Annotated in this window: 8 protein-coding genes (1 of these 8 only partly in view); 5 read left to right on the forward strand and 3 right to left on the reverse strand. The window is 69.6% G+C overall.

Going from position 1 to position 6,455, the window contains the following annotated elements; genetic code table 11:
• Nucleotides 1-10 precede the first annotated feature (10 nt).
• The 3 genes from M5E06_RS01225 to M5E06_RS01235 all read left to right on the forward strand — a co-directional run bounded on the left by M5E06_RS01225 (nt 11) and on the right by M5E06_RS01235 (nt 1,836).
• Entirely contained in the window at nt 11-811 is an 801-nt protein-coding gene (locus M5E06_RS01225; RefSeq protein WP_252136881.1) for a thiazole synthase, read from the forward strand.
• A 93-nt stretch (nt 812-904) separates the two neighbouring features.
• Nucleotides 905-1,348, forward strand: a complete 444-nt coding sequence (locus M5E06_RS01230; protein WP_252136882.1) for a PaaI family thioesterase — start codon at nt 905-907, stop codon at nt 1,346-1,348.
• 29 nt (nt 1,349-1,377) lie between these two features.
• A complete protein-coding gene (locus M5E06_RS01235; RefSeq protein WP_252136883.1) occupies nt 1,378-1,836 on the forward strand; it encodes a hypothetical protein in 459 nt (152 codons plus the stop codon).
• 178 nt (nt 1,837-2,014) lie between these two features.
• On the opposite strand, the gene M5E06_RS01240 is transcribed toward M5E06_RS01235, so the two are convergent.
• The 3 genes from M5E06_RS01240 to M5E06_RS01250 all read right to left on the reverse strand — a co-directional run bounded on the left by M5E06_RS01240 (nt 2,015) and on the right by M5E06_RS01250 (nt 4,777).
• A complete protein-coding gene (locus M5E06_RS01240; protein ID WP_252136884.1) occupies nt 2,015-4,195 on the reverse strand; it encodes a hypothetical protein in 2,181 nt (726 codons plus the stop codon).
• Between the two features lie 103 nt (nt 4,196-4,298).
• Nucleotides 4,299-4,568 carry a hypothetical protein gene (locus M5E06_RS01245; protein WP_252136885.1) on the reverse strand — a complete coding sequence of 90 codons (270 nt, stop codon included), beginning with the start codon at nt 4,566-4,568 and terminating at the stop codon, nt 4,299-4,301.
• A 23-nt stretch (nt 4,569-4,591) separates the two neighbouring features.
• Entirely contained in the window at nt 4,592-4,777 is a 186-nt protein-coding gene (locus M5E06_RS01250; protein ID WP_252136886.1) for a hypothetical protein, read from the reverse strand.
• A 267-nt stretch (nt 4,778-5,044) separates the two neighbouring features.
• On the opposite strand from M5E06_RS01250, the gene M5E06_RS01255 reads away from it, so the two are divergent.
• On the forward strand, nt 5,045-5,758 hold the full coding sequence (locus M5E06_RS01255; protein WP_085087905.1) for a response regulator: 714 nt from the start codon (nt 5,045-5,047) through the stop codon (nt 5,756-5,758).
• Between the two features lie 116 nt (nt 5,759-5,874).
• Nucleotides 5,875-6,455, forward strand: the 5' portion of a protein-coding gene (locus tag M5E06_RS01260) for a 2-hydroxychromene-2-carboxylate isomerase (protein WP_252136887.1). Its footprint extends 34 nt past the window's final position; 581 of the gene's 615 nt are visible here — the first part of the coding sequence; its start codon is at nt 5,875-5,877; its stop codon lies beyond the right edge, outside the window.

Raw genomic sequence — 6,455 nt, forward strand, 5'->3', positions numbered from 1 at the left:
GGCACTCCCCATGTCCCAATCCGACACTCTCACCATCGCCGGGCGCAGCCTCGGCTCGCGCCTCTTCCTCGGCACCGCCGGCTATCCGAATCAGCAGCTCATGCTCGACGCGCTGGCGGCCAGCGGCAGCGAGCTGGTCACGCTGGCGATCCGGCGCATCAGCCTGGACGGCTATTCGGAAAGCCTCGTCGACGTGCTGGCCCGCGCCACCGCCGGGCGCCCCACCGGCCCGGTCGGGCTGCTGCCCAACACCGCCGGCTGCATGACCGCCAAGGAAGCCGTTCTGACCGCCCAGCTGTCGCGCGAGGCGCTCGATACGCCCTGGATCAAGCTGGAGGTCATCGGCGACCGCGAACTGCTCTATCCCGATGTCGAGGAACTGCTGCGCGCGACGGATGAGCTGGTCAATGACGGCTTCGTCGTGCTGCCCTACTGCAACGACGACCCCGTCACCTGCCGCAAGCTGGCCGATCTGGGCGCGGCGGCGGTGATGCCGCTGGGCGCCTTCATCGGCTCGGGCATGGGCATCCGCAACCCGCACGCCATCGAGACGATCTGCGCCCGCAGCCCCGTGCCGGTGGTGCTGGACGCCGGCATCGGCACCGCATCCGACGCCGCCCTGGCGATGGAACTGGGCTGCGCCGCCGTGCTGCTGAACACGGCAGTGTCGAAGGCGCGCGATCCGGTGCGGATGGCGGCGGCGATGCGCGACGCGGTCAGCGCCGGCCGCGACGCTTATCTGGCCGGCCGTATGCCGATGCGCGCCCATGCCGAACCGTCCAGCCCGCAGATGGGCCTGATCGGCAGCTGAGATCGGCGGCTGACCTATAGGGATACGGACTTGATCCGGCGGGGCGGCTGACGCAGGCTGTCCCGCGACGTCCCTTTGCCGGAGTGCTTCGCCTTGGCCGACACCTTCGTTCCCCGCGACCCCGACTGGAAGGCGCGCTGTCTCGCCTCCTTCGAACAGCAGCCGATCTGCCGGACTCTCGGCATCGAGTTGACGGCGGTCGAGCCGGGATTCTGCGAAATGCGGCTGCCGTTCCGCCCCGAACTGACGCAGCAGCACGGCTTCTTCCATGCCGGCATGGTCAGCACGCTGGCCGACAATGCCGGCGGCTATGCCGCCTACAGCCTGATGCCGGCGGGTGCCGAAGTTCTGGCGGTGGAGTTCAAGATCAACCTGATGGCGCCGGCCAAGGGCGACGTGATGATCGCCCGCGCCCGTGTGGTGAAGCCGGGGCGCACCCTGACGATCACCCAGGTCGAGGTGTCGATGCTGGACGGCGGCGCGGAGAAGGATTGCGCCCTGATGCAGCAGACCGCCATCTGTATATTGCCGAAGTGACGGTTCAACCGGTTCGAAAGGGTTCTCCGATGCTCTCTGCACGCCTGCTACCTGCCGCCCTTCTGCTGGCCGGCGGTTTTGCCGTACTGGCCGCCGCCCCGGCGGAGGCCAAGGATCCGCCGTCCTGCGCCGCCATCTCCTTCCGCTCGCTGCCCGGCGGCGCACCGGATGGCGAACAGGATGCCGGCCTCTACAAATCGCGCTTCGGCAAGATCGAGGTGAAGGCCGATGTCAAGGGCGGGCAGGCCACCAACTATTATATGGTGCTGAACGGCAAGAAGGTGGACGGCCCGGCCAACCCGCCGAAGATGTCCGACGCTTGCCTGAAGTCCAAGCACGTCAAGCTGCCCTTCGCCAAGCAGCCCCAGGGCACCTGCACCGGCAGCCGCTTCCGCGTCGTCGTCGACCGCTCCAGCGGCAAGCCTGTCGCCGCCTTCTTCGGTCTGCAGGGTGAGGATTGGGCCTATTGCAGCGCGACGACGCTGTAGGAGGTGAAGTGTCGCGGCGGGGGCCCCCTCCCTAACCCTCCCCCGCGTTCCGCGGGAGAGGGGACTCCGCCGCTCCGCATTTCAGTTACGCTGACAAGCGTCCCGCCCCCTCTCCCACCGAAGGTGGGGGAGGGATGGGGAGGGGGCATTCAGGCCGCCACCGAACTCTCTGCTACTCTCAGATCGCCATCGCCTTCACCCGCTCCCGCAGCGTCTGCCGCGCCGCTTCCGCTTCCGAGCGGGCGGTGCCCAAGTCCCGAGCCAGCGCGTCCAGCCGGTTTTCCGCCTCCGCCATTTTCGCCAGCGTCCGCTTGTGCAGGTCGCTGCCCGCCGGCAGGGCCTTCAGGTTCTCGCGCAGGCGGTCCTGGTCGGCGATGCGCTCCGTCCGCTCGCGCTCCAGCTCGGCGATGCGACGCTCCTTCTCGGCGACGGCGGCGCGCAGGCCGGCGAGCGTGGTCAGCGCCTGACGAACCTCCGCCGGCAATTCGGGGGCGGAGGCGCGGGCGGCGATCTGGTCGGCGGTCAGGTCGGTCAGGATGATCCGCTCCTGCCGCGGCCGTTCCAGCGTGGCGGTCAGCGTCACCGTCTTGCCGGCCGGCACCGCCAGCGGCAGACGATAGGCGGTGGCGGTCGCCTCCGGCTTGCCGTTCGCCGGTTCGGCCAGGTCCCAGCCGGGACGGCGCGGATGCTCGATCACGACATCGCGGTCGGCGTCCGGGGCACCGGCCACCGTATAGGTCGTGCTCTGCCGGTCGATCACCGACAGGGTCAGCACACCGTCGGCGATGGTGGCGCGCGACAGCCGGCGGCTCGGCTTCTCCTCGCGGTCGACGGTGACCGACTGATCGACGGCGAAGGACAGCAGCCGGCTCTCGCCCGCCGGCAGGGTCGCCATCCGGGCATCACCGACATAAGCGCTGTTCGCCGAGCCTCTGTCATAGAAGGTCAGCAGCCCCGGCGGCAGGGCGGTGTCGCCGTCGTTGCGCAGCCGCAGGGAGGCCAGCGGGTGGCGGGCGTCGGCGGCGGGCTGGTAGAGCGCCACCCGCTCCACCGGCAGGGTGCTCGCGGCGATCGGCATCATCAGCGTCCCGCCATTCGGCACGCTGACCGGCTGCGGGTAATGGAACAGCACCTGGACGCCCTCCGCCGCACCGGCCTCGGCACCGCGCACCGCGGCCATCGCCGGCGTTCCCGCGGCGCTGCCATAGGGGGCGACCTTCGCCAGTGCTTCACCCATCGGTGCCGGAGCCGGCGCGCCGGGCATCGGCGCCGGAGCGGCCATGGCCGTGGCGGGCGGCGCGCCGGCACGCGAGGCCTCCGACTGCGACCGCATTGCCGGGCGGGCGTCGTTCAGCGTCACCGCTCCTTCGTCGGCGCTGGGCAGCACGCGGCCGAGCACCTCCACCGGCACCTCCGGCCGCTCGACGAAATAGGGGGTGTAGAGCGCTTGGCGCAGGGTGACCGGGTTGCCCGACACCACCGTCAGGTCGACGCCGCGCCAATCCTCGCCGCTGAGATTTTCCAGCACCGCCCAGCCCTGCAGCGAACCGTTGCCCTTATCGGCCTGCCCGTTTTGCCCCTGTCCGTCTTGCCCCTGTCCGTCTTGCCCTGGCCCGGTGCCGAGGCTGAGCCGATAGGTCGCTTTCCACAGCGGCATCTCCGCGACAAAGCCGACCCGGACCCGCCGCTCGCCGGCCGCCTGTCCGCCTTCTTGGCCCTGCGGTGCCCGGCTGTGGACGGTCAGCCGCCGCCGCTCGCGCCGGGCGTTCTCCGCCACCGCCGACAGCGCCCGGTCGATCTGCGACTGCACCGCCGGATCGGTGAAGCGCAGCGCGTCGGCCTCCTCCAGCACCAGCTGGCGCAGGCCCTCGCCAGTCATCAGCGTTACGCGGTGGCGCGTGGTGGTGGCGCCGTCGTTCCCCGGCAGCCGCACCGTCTCCTCCGTCACCGACATCAGCCGGCCGGTCAGTTGGCGGGAGCCGCCGGTCGTCACCTCCGCCCCGCGCATCGCGTTCAGCAATGCGGCGGGAGAGGTGAGGTCGTCGGCCGAAAAGGGCAGCTCGCGGAAGGCAGTGTCCAGCGGTTCGGCTCCCGGCAGGGCGATGGTGCCGACGCCGCCCTTGTCGTCATAGACGACGATGCTCTTCAGCACGTCGTCGACCTGATCGCGCCGCACCTCCAGCGACAGGTCGGCATCGCCGCTCACCGTCGCCTCATATTCGAAATAGCCGACGCCGCCGGTGGACAGCAGGACCCGCGTCAGCGCCAGCTGCCCGCCGGCCGGCCCGCCTGTCGCGGCAAACGCCGCCGGGGCCGCCATCAGCAGGGCAGTGGAGGCGAGAAGGATGGCGCGGGTCATGATGGGTCTCTCCGTTTCTGTGACTCCCGGATGCCGACATAGGCGCGAAATCGGGCGGGAATAGGGAGAGCGCAACAGGAGGGCTTCCGAAAGTCCGGATCGGTCAGGGCGCCGCCGCCAGCCAGCGTTCCATCATCGTGCGCCACAGCGGCGCGCCGCCGTGGGCCATGACCTGTGCTGCGATCGGGGCCGCGACCTGTGCGGCACCAGGCATGCAGCCGGAATGATGGGCACAACGCTCCGTCGCCGGACGGCGGTGGCCGTCGGCGGGCAGGCGCCTCGCCGCCCTGCAATGGGGTTGGCCTTGAGACTGGCCATGGGGCGCGGCGCGGTGGGACGGCATCGGTGCCGCCTGGGCGTTGCAGCCGGACATGATGATGGTCTTGTCGATGGTTCTCAGCCCAGCCGCCCGACCGAGCGCGCCGAGTCGAGGTGGCGCCTCGCCTCGCCCAGCAGCAGCCGGTGCTGCGCCAGCGTTTCGCGGATCGAGCCATGCTGGCCATAGACCTGCACCTCGTTCAGAAGACGGTCGGCGCGGTCGAGCAGGGCCAGGCGCTCCAGGCAATGATCGATGTTCGACATGGCGGTGCTTCCCCATCACGGCATTGGTCCGGCGCCCACAGGCGGGCAGCCGCCCCCTGTTCGCCACCATCCCCTGTTCAATGGTCTGGATTTAAACCGCAGCCTGTTTCTGGTTAATGTCCGCGCAACGGTATTTTTATGTCGCCGGTGCAGGACGCGGTTTCAACCAACTCATGTGGTCGGCGAATCGGACGCGGCTGTTACGGGGTTGTAACGCATTGCGTGCCGCTCGCGCGTGAGATAAGAAGATTTGGGGAGGTAACAGGCATGCACATTCTCGCTGTCGACGACGACGAGCCGATTCGGGAGCTTTTGGCCTCATATCTGGCGGGAGAGGGCTACCGGGTCACGACGGCGCAGGACACCGCATCGGCCCGGCAGGCTCTGGATGGCGACCCTGTCGACCTCGTGGTCTGCGATTTGCGCCTGCCCGACGGCGACGGGCTGGGCCTCGTCCGCCAGATCCGCACCGAATCGCAGATTCCCGTCATCATCCTCTCCTCCAAGGACCAGGACGTCGACCGCATCGTCGGGCTGGAGCTGGGGGCCGACGATTACCTGACCAAGCCGTTCAACCCTCGCGAACTGCTGGCCCGCATCAAGGCGGTCCTGCGCCGCGTCTCCAACGACGCCCGCCCGGCCCGCAGCGCGGACGAGCTGCGCGCCGTCGTGCAGTTCGCCAATTGGGAACTCGACCTCACCGCCCAGCGCCTGCGCGGGCAGGAGGGGCGCGAGGTGGAACTGACCAAGGCGGAGTTCGGCCTGCTGGCGGCCTTCGTCAAGCGGCCGCAGCGGGTGCTGACCCGCGACCAGCTGCTCGACCTCACCCGCGTCGATGGGGCGGAGGTGTTCGACCGGTCCATCGACGTGCTGATCCTGCGCTTGCGCCGCAAGATCGAGGCGAACCCGAAGGAGCCCCGCATCATCAAGACCGAACGCGGCGCCGGCTACGTCTTCGACGCCAAGGTGCGCACGGTCTGACGGGGCCGGGCCGTTCGGGGATTGCGCCTTCCCTAGGCGCCCCCCGGATGCACTGCTGGACGCTGTCCCGCGCCCGCGTTAGCCTTTCCGGAAAACCTGTCGGAGAGGAAACGCGCGTGCCGGACCCGATCGATTTCTATTTCGACTTCGCCTCGCCCTACGGCTATTTCGCCAGCCTGCGCATCGACGAGCTGGCGGCGAAGCATGGCCGCACCGTCACCTGGCGCCCGGTCCTTCTCGGGGCGATCTTCAAGGTGACGGGCATGAAGCCCAACCTGCAGCAGCCCTTGCGCGGCGAATATCTGACCCATGACGTCGGCCGCATCGCTCGGCTGACCGGCGCTCCCTTCACCTTCCCCGATTCGGCTCCTGCCAACGGCGTCGCCGCCTCGCGCGCCTTCTATTGGCTGACCGACGAGCATCCGGAACAGGCGAAGCTGCTGGCCCATGCGCTCTTCCGTGCCCATTTCGGCGAGGGGCGGGACATCGGCCCGGCCGACACGGTGGCGGAGATCGCGGCGAAGACCCTGGGCAGTGTCGGCATCGACCGCGCCGCGGTGGCCGCCGCCCTCCAGGACCCGGCGGTCAAGGACCGGCTGCGCACCGAAACCGACGATGCGGTGGAGCGCGGCGTCTTCGGCTCGCCCTTCGTCATCGTCGACGGCGAACCGTTCTGGGGCTGGGACCGCCTCGACAT

Origin of the sequence: Azospirillum sp. A1-3, assembly GCF_023806445.1 — a bacterium.
In the GTDB taxonomy this organism is placed as follows: domain Bacteria; phylum Pseudomonadota; class Alphaproteobacteria; order Azospirillales; family Azospirillaceae; genus Azospirillum.

Excerpts from the sequence above, each read along its gene's own strand:
- M5E06_RS01255 (WP_085087905.1), top strand. The coding sequence starts at position 5,045 with ATGCACATTCTCGCTGTCGACGACGACGAGCCGATTCGGGAGCTTTTG.
- M5E06_RS01240 (WP_252136884.1), bottom strand. The coding sequence starts at position 4,195 with ATGACCCGCGCCATCCTTCTCGCCTCCACTGCCCTGCTGATGGCGGCC.
- M5E06_RS01225 (WP_252136881.1), top strand. The coding sequence starts at position 11 with ATGTCCCAATCCGACACTCTCACCATCGCCGGGCGCAGCCTCGGCTCG.
- M5E06_RS01235 (WP_252136883.1), top strand. The coding sequence starts at position 1,378 with ATGCTCTCTGCACGCCTGCTACCTGCCGCCCTTCTGCTGGCCGGCGGT.
- M5E06_RS01250 (WP_252136886.1), bottom strand. The coding sequence starts at position 4,777 with ATGTCGAACATCGATCATTGCCTGGAGCGCCTGGCCCTGCTCGACCGC.
- M5E06_RS01245 (WP_252136885.1), bottom strand. The coding sequence starts at position 4,568 with ATGTCCGGCTGCAACGCCCAGGCGGCACCGATGCCGTCCCACCGCGCC.